General features: G+C 52.9%; 16 protein-coding genes and 1 tRNA gene. 6 read left to right on the top strand and 11 right to left on the bottom strand.

Annotation, left to right across the window (positions count from 1 at the left end):
• Positions 1 to 5: 5 nt before the first annotated feature.
• The 7 genes from HMPREF0673_RS09175 to clpP all read right to left on the bottom strand — a co-directional run bounded on the left by HMPREF0673_RS09175 (position 6) and on the right by clpP (position 10,787).
• Positions 6 to 1,661 (bottom strand): OstA-like protein, encoded by a 1,656-nt coding sequence (locus HMPREF0673_RS09175; RefSeq protein WP_007901279.1) that lies wholly within the window; start codon positions 1,659 to 1,661, stop codon positions 6 to 8.
• Between the two features lie 184 nt (positions 1,662 to 1,845).
• A complete protein-coding gene (locus HMPREF0673_RS09170; RefSeq protein WP_040596737.1) occupies positions 1,846 to 3,279 on the bottom strand; it encodes a peptidylprolyl isomerase in 1,434 nt (477 codons plus the stop codon).
• Positions 3,280 to 3,339: 60 nt separating this feature from the next.
• On the bottom strand, positions 3,340 to 4,764 hold the full coding sequence (locus tag HMPREF0673_RS09165; protein ID WP_040596715.1) for a peptidylprolyl isomerase: 1,425 nt from the start codon (positions 4,762 to 4,764) through the stop codon (positions 3,340 to 3,342).
• 172 nt (positions 4,765 to 4,936) lie between these two features.
• Complete coding sequence (gene guaB / locus HMPREF0673_RS09160) at positions 4,937 to 6,415, bottom strand: IMP dehydrogenase (RefSeq protein WP_007901274.1); 1,479 nt, start codon at positions 6,413 to 6,415, stop codon at positions 4,937 to 4,939.
• Positions 6,416 to 6,660: 245 nt separating this feature from the next.
• Positions 6,661 to 8,832 carry a DNA helicase RecQ gene (gene recQ / locus HMPREF0673_RS09155; RefSeq protein ID WP_007901272.1) on the bottom strand — a complete coding sequence of 724 codons (2,172 nt, stop codon included), beginning with the start codon at positions 8,830 to 8,832 and terminating at the stop codon, positions 6,661 to 6,663.
• 33 nt (positions 8,833 to 8,865) lie between these two features.
• Positions 8,866 to 10,101: an ATP-dependent Clp protease ATP-binding subunit ClpX gene (clpX, locus tag HMPREF0673_RS09150; RefSeq protein WP_007901270.1), complete on the bottom strand. Its 1,236-nt coding sequence runs from the start codon at positions 10,099 to 10,101 to the stop codon at positions 8,866 to 8,868.
• Positions 10,102 to 10,121: 20 nt separating this feature from the next.
• The gene (gene clpP, locus HMPREF0673_RS09145) at positions 10,122 to 10,787 is read right to left on the bottom strand and encodes an ATP-dependent Clp endopeptidase proteolytic subunit ClpP (RefSeq protein ID WP_007901267.1); all 666 of its coding nucleotides are present in this window, start codon (positions 10,785 to 10,787) and stop codon (positions 10,122 to 10,124) included.
• Between the two features lie 242 nt (positions 10,788 to 11,029).
• Between clpP and HMPREF0673_RS09140 the strand changes: the two genes are divergently transcribed.
• Genes HMPREF0673_RS09140 through HMPREF0673_RS13440 form a run of 3 tightly spaced genes read left to right on the top strand, consistent with a single transcriptional unit; the run spans position 11,030 to position 12,780 of the window.
• Positions 11,030 to 11,707, top strand: a complete 678-nt coding sequence (locus tag HMPREF0673_RS09140; protein WP_007901264.1) for a DUF6249 domain-containing protein — start codon at positions 11,030 to 11,032, stop codon at positions 11,705 to 11,707.
• Positions 11,708 to 11,733: 26 nt separating this feature from the next.
• Complete coding sequence (locus HMPREF0673_RS09135; RefSeq protein ID WP_007901263.1) at positions 11,734 to 12,267, top strand: RNA polymerase sigma factor; 534 nt, start codon at positions 11,734 to 11,736, stop codon at positions 12,265 to 12,267.
• Between the two features lie 51 nt (positions 12,268 to 12,318).
• Positions 12,319 to 12,780, top strand: a complete 462-nt coding sequence (locus HMPREF0673_RS13440; protein WP_007901261.1) for a DUF5056 domain-containing protein — start codon at positions 12,319 to 12,321, stop codon at positions 12,778 to 12,780.
• A 234-nt stretch (positions 12,781 to 13,014) separates the two neighbouring features.
• Here HMPREF0673_RS13440 and HMPREF0673_RS09125 read toward each other — a convergent pair whose 3' ends face one another.
• The 4 genes from HMPREF0673_RS09125 to HMPREF0673_RS09110 all read right to left on the bottom strand — a co-directional run bounded on the left by HMPREF0673_RS09125 (position 13,015) and on the right by HMPREF0673_RS09110 (position 15,809).
• Positions 13,015 to 13,806 (bottom strand): Fic family protein, encoded by a 792-nt coding sequence (locus HMPREF0673_RS09125; RefSeq protein WP_007901259.1) that lies wholly within the window; start codon positions 13,804 to 13,806, stop codon positions 13,015 to 13,017.
• A gap of 101 nt (positions 13,807 to 13,907) precedes the next feature.
• Positions 13,908 to 13,980: transfer RNA gene (locus HMPREF0673_RS09120), tRNA-Lys, on the bottom strand.
• 103 nt (positions 13,981 to 14,083) lie between these two features.
• Complete coding sequence (locus HMPREF0673_RS09115; protein ID WP_007901258.1) at positions 14,084 to 15,202, bottom strand: AI-2E family transporter; 1,119 nt, start codon at positions 15,200 to 15,202, stop codon at positions 14,084 to 14,086.
• A 4-nt stretch (positions 15,203 to 15,206) separates the two neighbouring features.
• The gene (locus HMPREF0673_RS09110; protein ID WP_007901257.1) at positions 15,207 to 15,809 is read right to left on the bottom strand and encodes a thymidine kinase; all 603 of its coding nucleotides are present in this window, start codon (positions 15,807 to 15,809) and stop codon (positions 15,207 to 15,209) included.
• 95 nt (positions 15,810 to 15,904) lie between these two features.
• Between HMPREF0673_RS09110 and rsmI the strand changes: the two genes are divergently transcribed.
• Genes rsmI through HMPREF0673_RS09095 form a run of 3 tightly spaced genes read left to right on the top strand, consistent with a single transcriptional unit; the run spans position 15,905 to position 18,291 of the window.
• Entirely contained in the window at positions 15,905 to 16,714 is an 810-nt protein-coding gene (gene rsmI, locus HMPREF0673_RS09105) for a 16S rRNA (cytidine(1402)-2'-O)-methyltransferase (RefSeq protein ID WP_007901256.1), read from the top strand.
• Positions 16,715 to 16,738: 24 nt separating this feature from the next.
• A complete protein-coding gene (locus HMPREF0673_RS09100) occupies positions 16,739 to 17,602 on the top strand; it encodes a Cbp1 family collagen-binding glycoprotein adhesin (protein ID WP_007901248.1) in 864 nt (287 codons plus the stop codon).
• Positions 17,602 to 18,291, top strand: a complete 690-nt coding sequence (locus HMPREF0673_RS09095) for a 5'-methylthioadenosine/adenosylhomocysteine nucleosidase (protein ID WP_007901246.1) — start codon at positions 17,602 to 17,604, stop codon at positions 18,289 to 18,291. The genes HMPREF0673_RS09100 and HMPREF0673_RS09095 overlap by 1 nt, the downstream gene beginning before the upstream one ends.
• Positions 18,292 to 18,314 lie beyond the last annotated feature (23 nt).

Raw genomic sequence — 18,314 nt, 5'->3', positions numbered from 1 at the left:
GTGCACTACTCAAGTCGCTGCAGCGGCGCTTCGCGGCGCGGCTGTTCCTTCAGTTCGGTGCCTTCAGCCTTGCCTCGCCAGTTGAACACGTCGTCCTTATCTTTCGGGCGCACGTAGTCGAACCATGCGAACTCGGGCAACTGATATCTTTCTGGCGGAATCTGCGTGATAGGATACATCGTGCCAGTAGCCTTTGAAGCCCATATCTTCTCCAACTCGCGTGTTGGCGACATGTACATACGCAGCGTGTCGGTCTCCATGTAGTTGAGCTCGGAGAGCGTGGAGTCCTTCGAATCGGCGTTGTAGTAGAGCGACTTCACCGTGCCGATAGCTTCGGCGCGTCGTAGCGCGCCGTCGGTGAAGAAGGCATCCATGCGCTTCGATGAGATCTGGTTGTAGTGGTTCTTCTCGTCACACTTCTCCACCGACAGTGCCTGACCTATCACTTCCGCCTTGCGCACCGTCGAGTCGTTCATGTAGACGTGTATCACCTCGCCTAATATCTGTCTGCCGAGGTTCCAGAGTATAGGGTCGCGATACATCGTCATACACGAGTCCTGCGAGTTGAATACGAGCGAATCGCACACCGCCTGCACGTCGTTGCGATAGGCACGCACGTGGTTGTAGGCGTGTACTTTGCGGTACACCGAGTCGGTCTCGATGTTGAACGTGTAGAGTTTCACCGAGTCGGCGTGCATGTACAGCGTGTCCTTCTGCGAGTAGTCGACCATCAGAGCGCGCTTCGTTGCGAAGCCGTAGCCCGTTGTCTCGTTGTAGAAGAGGTGGTCGCAGTGCAGCTCGTTCTTGTTCACCGAGTCGACGTATATCACGTTGCCGAATCCCTCGTTCTCCTTCGACTTGTCGTTGTGGAAGAGCGAGTCGCCGGTGATGGTTTTCTTACCGTCTATGATGGTAGAGCGACCATACAGTTGCGACATGTTTGTCTTGCTGTTGGTGTAGGCATCGGTGGTGTTGATGACGGTTCCCTTCGATGTGATGGTCGACGGACCCGTAACGTGTGCGATACGTGTGCGTGTGTCGTAGTGGAGCGAGTCGGTGTTGATGAAGTTTTCTCCGCTGCGCATCTGCACGCCATAGAAGAATGAAGCCTTGCGTGTAGCGGTGTTGTATTCGCCCCAGTCGCTCACCAGCTCGTCCTTGCCGTCGACGAGTCTGCCTCCCTCGAAGAAGTAGGCGTTGTCGTAGAGGCGGTCGTAGTCGAGCGAGTCGGTGTAGAGTGTCTGCGTGCGGTGCTTGAGCACTACGTTGTGGCGTGCGTGCATCATCTGCTCCGCACCTATGTAGTCGGCGTATTTGCAGGTGAGCGAGAGGGTGTCGCCCTGCTTGAAGTGTACGTGTCCGAACGCTTCTACCGAGTTGGCTTCCTGAAAGAAGTAGGCACTGTCGCACCACAGCTCTGCGCCGGCGTGCGTGAAGTGTACCTTGCCGCGCAGTATCTGTGCATCGGGCACCGCTCCATAAATGTCGTAGGTGAGCTCATCGGAGTGTACGAGGTACACGCGCTCGTCTGTTTTCTGTCGCTTCTTTTTGCCCTTTGGTGCCGCAGAAGCCCATATCAGGCAGAAGCCAAAAAGGCATAGAACTGCTGCGAGAGCGGTTCTATGCCAGTTGTGGGTTATTGGGGATTGTTCTTTTCTCATTATTTTCTAAGCCTTTCTAAGGCGGCGTTTAAGCCGAACTAAGCCTTTCTAAGGTGGCGTTTAAGCCGAACTAAGCCTCTTTAGGCCTTTCTAAGCTTGATGTAATCTTGCTGCGAACCATCTGCGCCGGTCGTTGCGGATGTCTGCGTCGGTCGTCGCGCATCGGGAAATACGAGGCAAAGCCTTATTTTACCCAGCCTTCGTACTCGTACTTGTAGTTCTTGTAGCGATCCTGCATACGCACGTAGGTGGTCTTTATCTTCTTTACCACCCAGTTGTGCAGGAATTCTGCACGTTGTTTCTGCAGCACTACGTTCTGCAACACTTGGAAGTCTTCGTTGATAGTGGCGCGGTGAGCAGCGATGCGGTTCTTCAGTTTCACGATAGCTACGACGTGCTTACCCTTCTCGTTCACCATGGGGAACGCGTCAGACACATCGCCTACCTCCATGCGTTCCACCTTGCGAGCCACCTCGGTGGGCAGGTCCTTCATCTGAAACTTCGACGTGCGACCCTCCTCGCTGTTGAACGACATGAGTCCGTGGTTGTTGCGTGTCTCCTTATCGTCAGACATCACGGTCGCAGCTTCCTCGAACGAGAGTTTGTCGGCGCGTATGTCGGCAGCGAGCGAGTCGAGCTTCATGCGCATCGAGTCGGTAGCCTCTGCTGAGACACGCGGTATGCGCAGTATGTGGCGCACCTTGATTTTGTCGCCACGCTTGTCGATGAGCTGTATGATGTGGAAACCGTACTCCGACTCTACAATCTTCGACACGCGCTTCGGATCGGTGAGGTTGAACGCAACGGCAGCGAATGCAGGGTCGAGCATACCACGACCTACGTAGTCCATCTCGCCACCCTGACGTGCTGAGCCAGGATCCTCCGAGTAGAGGCGTGCAAGTGTGGCGAATGATGTCTCGCCGTTGTTGATGCGGTCGGTGTATTCGCGCAGATCGTTCTTCACGTGGTTGATTTCGTCCTGTGATATCTTCGGCTGCTTGGTGATAATCTCTACTTCTACCTGTGTCGGCACGAGCGGTATGCTGTCCTCTGGCATGTTGTTGAAGTACTTGCGCACGTCGGCAGGAGTCACAGCTATGTCGCTCACGAGTTTCTCACGCATCTGCTGTATGAGCTGATTGTTGCGGAAGTCGTCATGCAACTGCTGGCGCATCTGTGTGATTGACATCTTCTTGTATTCCTCGAGTTTCTCGCGCGAGCCAGCCTGCTGTATCCAGCGGTTGATTTGCATCTCGATGTTTTGTGCTATCTCTGCCTCGGTGACATTGATAGAGTCGATTTCTGCCTGATGTAGGAAGAGCTTCTGTACAGCTATCTGTTCGGGAATAATGTAGTCGGGATCGCCGTTCCAGGTCATTCCTTCCATCTCGCCCTGCAGCTTCATCATCTCCACGTCCGACTTGAGGATGGGCTGGTCGCCTACCACCCATATCACTTCGTCTACGATACTATGTTCTGGCGCGCGTTCCTCTGTGGTGAGCGTGTCCTGCGCGAGCTCGGGTGCCGAACCGGCGTGGCTGCCGGCGTTGGCTCCGATGCCTACGAGGAATGTCGCAGCAGCGAATGTCGCCAGTATTATGTTGCGTTGTTTTCTCATGTATGTATATATATTAATATGTATAGTGTCAGCCATGGCGCTTAGCACCACTACCTACGTTTAGTGCTTGTTTACGGTGCTGAGCACTTCCTTGTTCAGCACTACAGTGTAGCGCTTGCGCAGTGCTTCAATCCATGCCTTTTCGAGCTGCTCCTGATAGTCAGTCACCACGAGTTCGCGTACGTCGTTGCATGTCTTCGGTGCCTTCAGTTTCTCGCCGTATGTAGCCGAGATGGGGAAGTCCTTCACGTCTGCCACAGTGGTGTCCTTACCGAACACTACCTTGTCGATGAGCGCGTTGTCGCCCTCACGGAAGATGCCTTTCACCACCTTGATGCGTATTGTGGAGTCGTTGAACTCCTTGCGCAGGTGCTCCGGCCACTGCTCGAATGGTACTTTCTTCAGCGATGCCTTCACTGCCTCTACGTCGCCCTGCTCCTTCACCCAGTAGGCGATGCCCTTGAAGCGCGGCTTCTCCCACTTGTAGCGTTTGCGGTTCTTCTTGAAGTAAGCAGCGAGACCAGCTTCGTCCTTTGCAGCCTTGTCCCATACGGTGCGGTTGGATATTTCGTAGAGCAGCAGTCCGTCGTGGTATTCGCGGATGAGGCTCTTCAGCGCCGGGTCGGCAGCCGCCATCTCGTCAGCACGGCGGTTGAGTACGTCCTCCGGTGTGCACTGCGGTACGGAGTGCTTAGCTATTGAGTCGATGTTCTGCGAGATAATATGCTCACGCAGACCGCGACTCTCTATGAAGCGGTGTATGTCTGCGCGTACGGTGTCGTAAGGGAAGAAGTTCTGCTTAGCATCTACTCTCACGATGTGATAGCCATAGGGTGATAGGAACGGCTTGGAGATTTCGCCAACCTTCGCTGAGAAGATGACATCTTCAAACTCCTTCACCATGTATCCACGTTGTGCCCATGAGAGGTCGCCACCGCGGCGTGCCGAACCTTTATCGTCTGAGCAACGCTGTGCGAGAGTAGCGAAGTCGGCACCCTTGATGAGTGCGTTGTATATAGAGTCGGCGCGTACGAGGGCAGAGTCGCTCTGCGCCTTTGATGCGTTCTGCTTCAGTGCGACGAGGATATGGCGTGAGCGTACCATGCCACCGCTCTCGTCGATGCGTTTACGGGTGTCTTCGTAGATTTTGCGTGCTTCGCGTTCTACGTCGTTGTCGTTGATGAATGAAGGACGTATCTGTTGGTCGCGATACATGCGGAACTCGTCGCGGAAAGCCTTTGTCGTGTCGATGCCTGCCTCTTCGGCTGCCATCACCTTGAGTTTGTAGTTTACAAACAGGTCTACGTATTCCTCAACGCTCTTCTTGTCGACAACTGTCTCCGAGTTGTTCTTGTTGTACGAGTACTCGAATTCTGAGCGAGGCACAGCCTTTCCGTTTATAGTCATGATAGTTGGGTCGGCAGTCTGAGCCGACGCTGTGGTTGCTGCCACGAGCATTGCTACCAACAATGATTTTACCTTCATCTTTTCTTGTTGTTTGTTTATTGGGGCTTTCTCCCCACGGTTTTTATATATTTGAATTGGGCTGAAAACCCAATAACTACACAGCGCGGCATGTTTCGTTTCTTTTGTTTCGAATACGTTACACACCCGTGCCATGTGGTTGTTGGGCTTTCTTTCTGTGTTCAATTATTTATTACTGTGGGCGCGAGTAGTTCGGTGCCTCACTTGTAATTGTGATGTCGTGTGGATGGCTCTCGAGTACGCCAGCGTTTGTGATGCGTGTGAACTTAGCGTTGTGCATATCCTCGATAGTGCCGGCTCCGCAGTAGCCCATGCCTGAGCGCAGACCGCCGATGAGCTGGTAGATCACCTCCTGCACTGTTCCCTTGTAAGGTACGCGTCCGGCGATGCCTTCCGGCACGAGCTTCTTCACGTCCTTTGTGCCTGCCTGGAAGTAGCGGTCTTTTGAGCCGTTCTCCATAGCCTCAAGTGAGCCCATGCCGCGGTAGCTCTTGAACTTACGTCCGTTGAAGATGATAGTGTCGCCGGGGCTCTCTTCTGTACCTGCAACGAGTGAGCCAATCATCACTGAGCTACCACCAGCTGCGATAGCCTTCACGATGTCGCCCGAGTAGCGCAAGCCGCCGTCGGCGATCAATGGAACGCCAGTGCCCTGGAGTGCAGAGTAAACGTCGTAAACGGCAGAGAGCTGCGGAACACCAACACCTGCTACGACGCGGGTTGTGCAGATTGAACCCGGACCGATACCTACCTTAACGGCATCAGCACCGTTGTCAACGAGCATTCTTGCTGCCTCGCCGGTAGCCACGTTGCCCACAACGATGTCTACGTTCGGGAACGAAGCCTTAGCCTCGCGGAGTTTCTCGATAACGAACTTAGAGTGGCCGTGAGCGGTGTCGATAACGATAGCGTCGGCACCTGCCTCTACGAGTGCGCTCATGCGGTCGAGTGTGTCAACCGTTACGCCTACGCCTGCTGCTACGCGCAGACGACCCTTCTCGTCCTTGCAAGCCATTGGCTTATCCTTTGCTTTGGTGATGTCCTTGTATGTGATGAGGCCGACAAGGTGGTTCTCGTTGTCTACAACCGGCAGCTTCTCAATCTTGTTCGACTGCAGGATGTCTGCAGCAGCTGCGAGGTCGGTCTTGATGTGTGTGGTCACGAGGTTCTCGTGTGTCATCACGTCGTCGATGAGCTTATCGAGATGGCGCTCAAAACGAAGGTCGCGGTTGGTGACGATGCCAACGAGGTGGCACTCGTCGTCTACTACTGGTATACCGCCGATGTGATATTCCGCCATCATTTCGAGGGCATCCTTCACGGTCTTGCCACGACGGATTGTCACCGGATCGTAGATCATGCCGTTCTCAGCACGCTTTACGATGGCTACCTGACGCGCCTGGTCTTCGATAGACATGTTCTTGTGAATAACACCGATGCCGCCTTCGCGTGCGATGGCAATAGCCATAGCCGACTCCGTTACGGTGTCCATGGCTGCTGTGACAAAGGGCACATTCAAGCAGATGTTACGCGAGAACTTGGTTTTCAACTCTACCGTCTTGGGCAGTACCTCTGAATAAGCGGGGATAAGAAGGACGTCATCGTATGTGAGACCGTCCATTACAATTTTATCAGCAACAAATGATGACATATAACTTAAAAATTTATTGCGTGCAAATTTAGCAATAAAAATCCATACGCGAAAAATAAAAGTCGATTTATTTGTGGCGTTAATGCTAATTAACGGATTTTGTGGAAGCTTGGGTCAGTCAGGGGGTGCAGTTGTCTCCTAAGGGGATGCAGTTGTCTCAACTGCACCAACACAATAGGTGCACTGTTAAATATATTTGGTGCACTTGAGACAAGTGCACCCCCTGACTGCACCCCTTGGCTGTGTTAGTTGGCTTGTTCGGAGAGGAACTTTATGCGCACGAGGCGTATTTCGTTCTCTTCGTAGTCGCCGAGTTCGTCGAGTGCGGTGTCGATGTCGTCGGTGTCCGACTCGCGGAAGTACTCGTAGATATCGTCTATTTGGTCTTCGTCCATCACGTCCTCAAGGAAGTAGTCTATGTTCAGCTTCGTTCCGCTGTAGACGATGGCATCGAGGTCGTTGAGCAAGTCCTCGAAGTCGAGTCCAAGTGCTGAGGCAATATCGTCGAGTGGCATACGTCGATCGAGGTACTGTATTATCTTCACCTTCTTCATTGAGTCCTTCGCTACGGTGCGCACGAAGAGCTCTTCGGGGCGTTCTATCTCGTTGTCTTTGCAGTACTGGCTAATTAGGTCGCAGAACGGCTTGCCATAGCGGTTTGCCTTGCCCACGCCGATGCCCTGAATGTTGCGCAGCTCTTCGAGCGTTACGGGGTACATCGTTGCCATCTGTTCGAGCGATACGTCTTGAAAGATGACGTATGCCGGCAGGTTCTGTTTGCGTGCGGTCTTCTTTCTGAGGTCGAGGAGCATATTGTAGAGTGTAGGGTCGAGCGCAGAAGCTGTTGCTTCGCTTGCTTCTTCCTCGGTTTCCGAGAAGTCGGTGTCCTCTACGTATGTGAATGGTGTAGGGTTCTTCACGTAGCGCTTGCCTGCGGCTGTCATCTTCAGAAGTCCGTAGCTTTTGATGTCCTTGTGTATGTAGCCTGCTATCATGCCTTGGCGTATCACAGGGTTCCATATCTTCACGGGCATATCCTCGCCAGCACCGAACTCTTCGAGTTGTTCGTGGTGGTGACTCACGATGTCGTCTGTGGCGCGTCCTTTCACGAAGTCGACGATATAGTCTTGGCGGAAAGCCTCCTTCACGGCGATGATAGCTTTCAGAACGATGAGCAGAGCCTCCTGACCGTCGCGCTGCACCTTCGGGTGTAGACAGTTGTCGCAGTTGCCGCAGTTCTCCTTTGTGTATTCCTCGCCGAAGTAGTGGAGCAACACCTTGCGTCGGCACACCGATGTCTCGGCGTATGCGGCAGTCTCCTGCAGCAGTTGCCTGCCGATATCCTGTTCTGCCACGGGCTTGCCCTCCATGAATTTTTCCAGTTTCTGCAGGTCTTTGTAGGCGTAAAAAGCGATGCATATACCTTCGCCTCCGTCGCGTCCTGCGCGTCCCGTCTCTTGGTAGTAGCCCTCAAGACTCTTCGGTATGTCGTAGTGTATCACGAAGCGCACATCGGGTTTGTCGATGCCCATGCCGAAGGCTATGGTAGCCACGATTACGTCGATGCGCTCCATGAGGAAGTCGTCTTGCGTCTGCGAGCGTGTTGCCGAGTCGAGTCCGGCGTGGTAGGCAGCGGCTTTTATATCGTTGGCTTTCAGCACGGCAGCCAGTTCCTCCACCTTCTTGCGCGAGATGCAGTAGATGATACCGCTCTTGCCAGGGTGTTGTTTTATGAATTTTATTATCTGTTTGTCGATGTCGTTCGTCTTCTGGCGCACCTCGTAGTAGAGGTTGGCACGGTTGAACGAGCTCTTGAACTCCTTTGCGTCGGTGATGCCGAGACTTTTCTTTATGTCCATGCGCACCTTGTCGGTGGCAGTGGCTGTGAGTGCTATGACTGGTGCTGCGCCAATCTTGTTGATTGTGGGGCGTATGTTGCGATACTCGGGGCGGAAGTCGTGTCCCCACTCCGATATACAATGCGCCTCGTCGATGGCGTAGAACGAAATCTTAAACGAACGGAAGAACTCTAAGTTGTCCTCTTTGTTGAGCGACTCCGGTGCCACATAGAGCAGTTTAGTGCGTCCCTCGTGCACGTCTTTGTACACTTGATTGATGGCAGCGCGGTTGAGTGACGAGTTCAGATAGTGAGCCACGCCACTTTCCTCGCTGAGTCCGTTCACTACATCCACTTGATTTTTCATCAGCGCGATGAGTGGCGACACCACGATTGCGGTGCCTTCCATGATTAGTGACGGCAGCTGATAGCACAAACTCTTGCCTCCGCCTGTAGGCATGAGCACGAATGTGTCATTGCCTTCAAGCAGATTGCGTATAATAGCTTCTTGATCGCCCTTGAACGAGTCGAACCCGAAGTGGTGTTTTAGCTGTTCGTTGAGGTTAATTGTAGCAGTCATAGTAATATAAAGTTCTTAATATCCTTTCGGATACTATTGTAGGTTTGACTTCTCCAGTTGCGCCTTTGCGTACTCCAGCGTTACGGTGAAGTTGTCGATGTTCTTTGTTGGGGCCTCGAACATGGCATCCATCACGATTGACTCCACGATAGAGCGCAGTCCGCGTGCACCGAGCTTGTACTCAACGGCTTTGTCCACGATGAAGTCGAATGTGTCTGGTGCGAACTCCAGTTTGATGCCGTCCATCTCGAAGAGCTTTGTGTACTGCTTTATGATGGAGTTCTTCGGCTCTACGAGGATGCGTCGCAGTGCTTCGCGGTCGAGCGGATTGAGGTAGGTGAGCACCGGCAGGCGTCCGATAATCTCGGGTATCAAGCCGAACGACTTCAAGTCTTGCGGCAGGATATACTTCATGAGGTTGCCCTTGTCGATGCTGCGCACGTTCTGCACCGAGTTGAAACCCACCACGTGAGTGTTCAGACGCTGTGCTATCTTGCGCTCGATGCCGTCGAATGCACCACCGCAGATGAACAGAATGTTGCGTGTGTCGACGTGTATATAGTCCTGGTCGGGGTGCTTGCGTCCACCCTTTGGCGGCACGTTCACCATTGTTCCCTCGAGCAGCTTGAGCAGGCCCTGCTGCACACCCTCACCGCTCACGTCGCGTGTGATGCTCGGGTTGTCAGCTTTGCGCGCTATCTTGTCTATCTCGTCGATGAAGACGATGCCTCGCTGCGCTGCCTCCACGTTGTAGTCAGCCACCTGCAGCAGGCGCGAGAGTATGCTCTCCACGTCCTCGCCCACGTATCCCGCCTCGGTGAACACCGTAGCGTCGACGATGGTGAACGGCACCTTCAGCAGCTTTGCTATAGTGCGTGCAAGGAGAGTCTTGCCCGTGCCGGTCGAGCCGACCATGATGATGTTGCTCTTCTCTATCTCCACGCCGTCGTCCTCAGCGTCATTGGTGTGCTGCTGCAGACGTTTGTAGTGGTTGTAAACGGCTACGGACAGATACTTCTTTGCATCGTCCTGACCGATGATGTATTCGTCGAGATATTCTTTTATCTCTGTCGGCTTCGGCACGTCGTTGAGCGACACGTCGAACGCGCCCGAGTTCTTACGTGTTCCCTCCGGTCCGAAGCCGGCTTCGAGCACTATCTGGTAGGCCTGCTGCGCACACGAGTCGCAGATGAAGCCGTTCATTCCGGTTATGAGGAAGTTTACGTCCTTCTCGCTTCTTCCGCAGAAGCTACATACTTTCTTTGGCATTTTCGTTTTTCTCTTCTCTTTTACTTCTTGCGTATCATTACCTGGTCGATCATTCCGTACTCCTTCGCCTCCTCGGCTGTCATCCAGTAGTTGCGGTCGGAGTCAGCCCACACCTTGTCGAACGGTGTATGCGAGTGTTCGGAGATGATGGTGTAGAGTTCTTTCTTGAACTTCTGTATCTCGCGTGCTTCGATCTCGATGTCCGAAGCCTGACCCTGCACGCCGCCGAGCGGCTGGTGAATCATCACGCGGCTGTGCTTCAGTGCCGAGCGCTTGCCCTCCTGACCAGCCACGAGCAGCACCGCTGCCATCGAAGCCGCCATGCCTGTACACATCGTAGCCACGTCGGAGGTGATGAACTGCATGGTGTCGTAGATGCCGAGACCTGCTGTCACGCTACCGCCAGGCGAGTTGATGTATATAGAGATGTCCTTGCCTGGGTCTACTGAGTCGAGGTAGAGCAGCTGAGCCGAGAGTGTGTTAGCTGTATAGTCGTTGATTTCGGTGCCGAGGAAGATGATGCGGTCCATCATCAAGCGCGAGAACACGTCCATCTGTGTCACGTTTAGCTGGCGCTCCTCAAGGATGTATGGGTTGAGGTACTGCGCCTGAGCCTTCATCACGTCGTCGAGCATCATGCCGTTAATGCCGAGTCTACTTGTTGCGAATTTTCTAAAGTCGTTCATATCTGTAAGTTTCGTTTTTTCTAAAGTTCTGTTCTGCTTCGTGGGTTCTAATCCTGTTTTACCCGTGATATTATACTATATAATAATGTGTAGTTTATAATGTATGACATAGAAGCAGATACAAAGATACAAAAAATGTAGCTAACGCGCTCCATATTCTGAAGAATTTTTTTGTAGCTTTGCAACTTATCGCTTTCATTATCAGTCAAACATATAGAAACAACTAAAAAATACGAATAGATATGAAAAAGACAATCTTTTTAATGGCAATGCTGCTCACGCTCAGTGCAGCGGCTCCTATGGCTTCCGCTGCACAGCAGTCTCACCGCAACCGTCCGCACACGCAGATGGTGGACAAGAAGGACAAGGACGCTACCGACGAGGAGGGCATAGTGGCTTACTCGGATACTGTAACTGCCGACACGGCGTCTGCCGCTAACGGCGGAGCCACGTTCGACAACGATGCCTCCGTCAGTCGCGACGAACTGCTCGAGTTCTACAACAGTTTGCCCGGATGGATCGTAAAGCTCTTCCTTATATTGTGCGTTTTCGTGCCGATGCTGCTGTGCTTCCTTGCGCCTATCATTGTCGTTCTGCTCGTCATACGCTACTTCATGCGCCGCCACAAAGACCGCGTGCGACTGGCTGAGATGGCTATGGAGAAGGGCGAACCGTTCACCGACGAACTGAAACCGCTCAGCAAGAAGTCGCCCGAGTATATGTGGCGCCGCGGAGTGCGCAACACGTCGATTGGTGCCGGGCTCATGATTTTCTTCTGGTTCTTTGGTATGCAGTCGCTCATGGGCATAGGCGCTCTTGTGGCGTGCATCGGACTCGGACAGATGTTCATGGTGAAGTACAACTACGACAGTAAGATGCCGTGGCAGAAGCGCGACGACGAGGACGAAACCGACCATTGACCCCATTCTTTTAAAGACAGAACGATATGAAGGATACTAACGACGATCTCTCTCTTATACAGCAGGTGGCTGAGCTTCACGACAAGACGGCTTTCGACCATCTTGTCAGGAAGTATCAGTCGCCTATAAGGCGCTTCTTCCTTCACCAGACGCTGGGAGACGCGCAGCTGAGCGACGACCTCGCGCAGGACACCTTCATAAGGGCTTATACCAGCATCGGGACGTTTCGCGGCTCGGCGGCGTTCTCCACATGGCTCTTCCGCATAGCCTACAACGTGTTCTACGACTATCGCCACCGGCTGCGCCCGTCTGCCGACGACCTCGACGCAGCGCGCCCCGCTGCAGCCGGTGCCGACCGGTCGCTCGGGATGGATGTCTACGGTGCTCTCGCCCGTCTGCCCGACGCTGAGCGCACATGCGTCACGCTACAGCTCGTCGACGGCTATCCCATCGAACGCATCGCCGCAATAACGGGCATGGCGGAGGGCACGGTGAAGTCGCATCTCTTCCGCGGAAAGCAGAAACTTACCGCATTCCTGCGGCAGAACGGATATTCTTAGGCCTTAAATGTAGGTGGAAAATAAAAGACATCGTAAAAATTCAATCATGCTATGACTGATGTAAAGAATAAAATAAGTTATGACGAGACTGTCGACGAGGCGCTTCTTCAGCGGTTCTTCGCCGACAGCACTCGTATGGATATCGCTGACGAAGGATTCACCGATCGCCTCATGCACCGTCTGCCCGAGGAGGTGGATACCCGCTGCTACCGTCTCTACCGCTTGTGGACGGCAGCGATGGCAGCGGTCTGCGTTGCCGTCTTCTTCTTCGTCAACGGTTTTCAACTGCTCAAGCTGCGCGTGTGTGGCGCGGTTGGCGGTTTCCTCGGCGATGTGGCTCACGCCATACAGGATAGGGTGGGCTCGCTTTCGCTCTCGCTTCCCGCTTCCGTCTCCGTCTCCTTCCCCCTGTCAGCCGAGTGGACAACGCTGTTCCATACTTCGCTCATGATAGCGATAGCACTGGTTGTGCTCGGCTCGCTCGTGCTATACGACCTCGATGAGTCGGTCTGATTCACAAACCGTCTCGTCTTTCTGTTCACGAAATGTCATTCTTCTGTTCATGAAATGTCATCCTTCTGTTCACTAAATGTCATCGTGTAGCGAACGGAATCTGATCGGGCGGCGAACGGAATCTGATCGGGTGGCGTACGGAATCTGATTGGGCGGCGTACGGAGTCCGATGGTTGAAGTGCAGAATTCAGTGGCATCCTCTGCCACTATCGTGCTGCGTACCGCGTAATTGCTTTAGAATAGGAATGTGCTGAATCGCTTGGTATTCGCTTCCTTCTGTTTCATCTCCTCCTGCATCCGCTTCACCGCCATCTTGAAGAAGAAGCGTACGAGATGCTCGTCGGTGGCTTCGGTGCGAATCATGCGTAGGGCGGCGATGTACTCCTGTCGGGATTCCGACGGGATGATGAGCAGCGGATGGCCCATGCGCAGCAGGATATAGTTGCTCACAAGACGACCTGTTCTGCCGTTTCCGTCGCGGAACGGGTGCAGATACTCGTAGAAGCCGTGGAAGCGGGCGGCAACCACCATCGGGTGTGTGGCTGCAGAAACAATGGTCTGCTCCGTCGACTCCAGCAGTCGCGGCACTCGGGCTATTAGTTCTTCGTGGTCGCCGAACACGGTGTCGCCGGCAGCCATGTCGGTTGTCGTGTATTCGCCTGGAGTGGCGTCGGGCGCACGGTAGGCGAGCGTGTGACTTGTTACGCGGCGGTTAATCTCCTTCAGCAGCGTTTCGTCGAGCGGATGTTGTATGTTCTGCATCATGTGCTCGAATGCGTCGAAGTGGTCGAGCATCTCGAAAGCCTCGAACAGCGTTTTGCCAGCCGGAATCATGCCTAATCCCTTCTCCTTCAGCTCGCGTGTGTCGTCCACGGAGAACGAGTTGCCCTCTATAGCACACGAGTGTGTAGAGAAGAGCACTTCGTTATACTTGACGTATTCTTCTTTATTCATTCTGTCGACAACGAGCGTTTGGTATCTGTCTCGCAAGTCGTCGTATTCCTTTATTTCTTTTTCGAATGCCATAGGTCTTCTGTTTCAGATTGCTAAGATACGATTTTTGTAGGAAAGCACCAAACACTTAAACAAAAAAAGAGGATACAACCGAAGCTGTATCCTCTTTTTCGTGACTCGCATGGGGCTCGAACCCATGACCCCAACATTAAAAGTGTTGTGCTCTACCAACTGAGCTAGCGAGTCTCCGTATTTGCTTTGTATTCCAAAAGCGAGTGCAAAGGTAGTGGTTTTTTGTAATATACGCAAATATTTTATTTGTTTTTTGCGTTTTCCGCTCCTTTTTCTTCTATTTCTGTTGGCTTTCTACTGTTTTTTGCGCGTTATCCTCGTCTTCGTTAAGGTGTTCTTTTGTCACGTAGCGTTGCCAGTAAGCAATGAGTAGGGAGGTGAGTGGCAGCGCGACAATCAGTCCGATGAAGCCGAGCAGTGTGCCCCACACCGAGAGCGAGAGCAGCAGTATGGCAGGGTTGAGTCCCATCGCTTTGCCCATGATTTTCGGTGTGACGAACATATCGGTGATAATCTGCACTACGCAGAATAGTCCGAATGCCAGTCCGAACACCATCCAGAAGTCCTGCCCTGTGTCGGCTGCTTTGAGCATGGCGAGGAAGGCGGTAGGGATGAGTGCGAAGGTGTGCAGATAGGGTACGAGGTCCATCACGCCGATGAGTATGCCCAGACCGATAGCCATGGGGAAGTCCATAAGGCTGAAGCCTATGCAGAACATGATGCCCATACACAGTGCCACGAGGCTTTGTCCGCGTATGTAGTTGTTCATTTCGCGCTCTACGTCCTGAGCCAGTTCTTGCCAGAACGGGCGGTTCTTCTTCGGGAATATCTTCACCCAGCTGGTGGTGAGGAACTCATAGTCGAGTAGTATGAAGAACGTGTAGAGCAGTGTGATACACGAGGCGATGATGGACATTATGATGTTGGCTGTCTGTCCTATCACAGAGAACACCTTCGGCATTGCCGTCTTCAGTGTGTCGCTGAAGTCCTTGCTCTTGAAGAAACGTTCCAGCGCTTCCTGGTTCTGCACCGCCCAGTCTTTCACCATACGCGAGAAGTCGTTAGTGTGTGTGGTTTGATGTAGCCAGTGGAGTATGAACTCGTATAGCTTCTGGAACTGGCTCACCATCGGTGGTACGATGAAGTAGATGAGCAGTCCGATTACCGACAGAATGGCGAGCATGGCGATGATAATCGCTATGGCACGTATCTTTATGTGCATACGATACTGTATGAACTTCACCATCGGGTAGAGCAGGTATGCCAGCAACCATGCGATGAAGAAGGGTAGCAGCACGCTGCTCAGATAGTCGGTGATGGCAAAGACGGCAATACTGATGGCGGCTACTGTTGCCCAGCGCATCACTTTGTCGAATGTAATCTTTTCTTCGCTCATATAATTATTTGTTTGTTGCTTTCTTGTAGCACTCGCGGCAGAGCGGTTCGTATTCGGTTTGCTCGCCAATGAGCACCTGGTTCTGGTCGTGTACAAGGCGGTGGCTCACGTAGGCGAGTGCTCCGCACTTCACGCAGATGGCGTGTACCTTTGTCACCTCGTCGGCTACGGCGCACAGAGCCGGTATCGGTCCGAAGGGCGTACACTGGAAATCCATGTCCAAGCCGGCGATAATCACGCGCACACCGTTGTTGGCGAGTTGGTTGCACACCTCTACGAGATCCATGCCGAAGAACTGTGCCTCGTCGATGCCCACCACGTCGAAGTCGTAACCCTCGGTGCTGGTGGTGTGGTTCTGCACGTACTCCAGTATCTCCTTCGATGTGCTGAGTGGCACAGACATCACGGCGTTGCGGTCGTGGCTCACCACCTCCTCCTCAGAATAGCGTGTGTCTATCTGTGGCTTGAATATAACTACTCTCTGGCGGGCGAATGTCGCTCGCTTGATGCGGCGTATCAGTTCCTCGGTCTTGCCCGAGAACATCGAACCGCACACTACTTCGATTCTACCTTGGCGATACTTCTCGCCCTCTAAATTTGCTTTCATTGTGAGTACAAATTTACGAATACGTTTTAAAAATTGCAAAGAAACGACATGTTTTTTTGCCGTTCTTGATTAATATAGCTATATTTGCCCACAATATGGGTATATTATATATTGTGCCTACTCCGGTGGGCAATATGGAAGATATGACGATGCGTGCCATTCGCATATTGAAAGAAGCCGACTTGGTGCTCGCCGAGGATACTCGCACATCGGGCGTTCTGCTTCAGCATTTCGATATAAAGAACCGGCTGATGTCGCATCATAAGTTCAACGAGCACGGCACTACGGCTTCAGTTGTCGACCGTCTAAAAGCAGGCGAAACGATAGCACTCATCAGCGATGCCGGTACGCCGGGCATCAGTGACCCTGGTTTCTTCCTCGCTCGCGAGGCTGCTAAGGCTGGCATCACGGTGCAGTGTCTGCCCGGTGCTACGGCGTTCGTTCCGGCAATCGTCAGTTCGGGGCTGCCCTGCGATCGCTTCTGCTTCGAGGGTTTCCTGCCGCAGAAGAAGGGCAGACAAACGCTTCTGCAGTCGCTGCAGACAGAGACACGCACGATGATATTCTACGAGTCGCCCTATCGCTTGGTGAAGACGCTCGAGCAGTTTGCCGAGTTCTTTGGCGACGATCGTCAGGCGAGTGTGTGTCGCGAGATTTCAAAACTGCACGAGGAGAGTGTGCGCGGAACGCTCGCAGAGATAATCGCCCACTTCAAGCAGACCGAGCCACGTGGCGAGATTGTCGTTGTAGTGGCAGGCTGCGCTGGCGTAGACATATCGGCACGCAAGGCACTGAAAGAACAGGCTAAGGAGAAGAAACCGAAGCTAAGCAATAAGGAGCGCTACGCTCTGCGCGAAGCTGCGCCCGAGGAGTTTAAAAAGAAGAAGTTTAGAAACGAAGAATAGAGAAATAACAACAAAACGAATAATATGAAAAAACTATCTTTTGTACTATTATCAATGATGTTGCTTGCTATAACATCATGCGATTTTACGAACAAATCGAAGGGTGAGACAAATCAAGATGAAGAGCAGGTAGACTCGCTCCAGCGCATCATCTCGCAGAAGGATGGCGAAATCAACGACATGATGGAGACATTCAACCAAATTCAGACCGGCTTGCGCGAGATAAGTGAGGCGGAGAATCGTGTCATAGTGGCTAAGTCGGGAGAGGGTGCCAATAGCCGTCAGCAGATGCTGGAGGACGTGCGCTTCATCTCTTCTACAATGCAGCAAAACCGTGCTCTGCTCGAGAAGTTGCGTCAGCAGCTCCGCGAATCGAGCATTAAGGGCGACCAGCTGCGTCGCACTATTGAAGGACTCGTTGCTCAAATCAACGATAAAGAGCAGCAGTTGCAGCAGTTGCACGCCGAACTCGACGCTAAAAACATACACATCGCCGACCTCGACAAGACCATAACAGGGCTTAACGATAATGTCTCGACGCTGAAAGAGGAGTCGTCTAAGAAGACGGAGACCATAAACGATCAGGATGCACAGCTCAACACCGCGTGGTTCGTATTTGGTACAAAGAAGGAACTGAAGGAACAGCGCATCCTCGATGGCTCGAAGGTGCTGCAGGCTAATTTCAACAAGAGTTACTTCACAAAGATTGATATCCGCGTGCAGAAGGAGATAAAGCTCTATTCTAAGTCGGCTAAGATTCTCACCATGCACCCGTCAAGCTCGTACACCTTGCAGCAGGATGCCAATAAGCAGTACGTTCTGCGCATCAGCAATCCGCAGCTCTTCTGGTCAACAAGCAAGTATCTCGTAATCCAGGTGAAGAAGTAATGCGCATAGGTGTTATCGTAGCGATGGACAAGGAGTTTGCACAGTTGCAGACGCTTGCGTCCGACAAGAAGGAACAGACCGTTGCCGGTCGCACATTCGTGATGGGCAGCATCGGCGACAACGAGATAGTAATGCAGAAGTGTGGCATCGGCAAGGTGAACGCAGCGGTGGGGGCATCCGAACTGATAGCGGCCTTCCACCCCGACCTCGTCATCTCTACCGGTGTAGCCGGTGGTGCCGACACAAGTCTTGAGGTGTGTGAGGTGGTGGTGAGCACCGCTTGCTGCTACCACGATGTCTACTGTGGCGACGAGTGCGCCATGGGGCAGGTGCTCGGAATGCCTGAGCGTTTCGAGAGCGATGCACGCCTCGTAGCCACCGCCACATCGCTCAACTGCCACACGCGCGTTCACGCCGGACTCATCGTCACCGGCGACTGGTTTGTCAACTCGCGCGAGAAGATGCAGCAAATCCTTGACGACTTCCCCACGGCTATGGCAGTCGACATGGAGAGCTGCTCAATAGCGCAGACCTGCCACATCTACAACACGCCGTTCGTCAGCTTCCGCATCATCAGCGACATACCGCTCAAAGATCATAAAGCACAGATGTACTACGACTTCTGGGAGCGCATGGCTGAAGGATCGTTCGAGGTGACAAAGGCTTTCCTTGAAAAAGTGAAAAAGTAAAAAGGTAAAAAAGTAAAAAGGTA

This window comes from Leyella stercorea DSM 18206 (genome assembly GCF_000235885.1).
Lineage (GTDB): Bacteria > Bacteroidota > Bacteroidia > Bacteroidales > Bacteroidaceae > Prevotella > Prevotella stercorea.
The sequence above is the reverse complement of the archived record's forward strand: the minus strand, read 5'-3'. Positions and strand labels throughout refer to the sequence as shown.